Origin of the sequence: Ectothiorhodospira sp. 9100 (assembly GCF_022227565.1) — a bacterium.
GTDB lineage: Bacteria > Pseudomonadota > Gammaproteobacteria > Ectothiorhodospirales > Ectothiorhodospiraceae > Ectothiorhodospira > Ectothiorhodospira marina.
The window spans coordinates 1-454 of record NZ_JAJNAN010000147.1 but is presented as its reverse complement, the minus strand read 5'-3'; the positions used below and the strand labels follow the sequence as shown (position 1 = coordinate 454).

Here is a 454-nt window from a genome sequence, read left to right as displayed (position 1 = left end):
TGCTGGTCCAGCGGTATCTGGCGGGAGATAAACAGGAAAGCCATGAGCTGGCCCAGGTGACGGAATTTGCCCAATGCTACCGGCAACGGCTGGCCAGCCTGAGCTGGTTCATGAAATGTTTGAATGAGCCCATCGCCCGGCAGGCCAATCAGGAGTACGGCTGCACGGGGCACTTCTGGGAGGCCCGCTTCAAGTCCCAGGCCCTCCGCACCGAAGCCGCCCTGCTCAGTTGCATGGCCTACGTGGATCTCAACCCCGTGCGGGCCGGGATGGCGGCCACGCCGGAGACTTCGGAACACACCAGCATCAAGGAACGCATAGCGCCCCGGTTCCACCTGGCCCAGGCAGTGCGTGAGCAGATGAAACTGGACGCCTTACTGCGGTTCGATGTGCCGGTGAAGCCGTTGCTGCCGTTTGAAGGTGCGTTCGCAGACCGGGAACAGCCCGGCATCCC

General features: G+C 63.0%; 1 protein-coding gene. It reads left to right on the top strand.

What is annotated here, in order from left to right; translation table 11 throughout:
* Positions 1–454: hypothetical protein (locus LPW29_RS15375; protein ID WP_238628737.1), on the top strand; the 454-nt coding region annotated here is incomplete at both ends.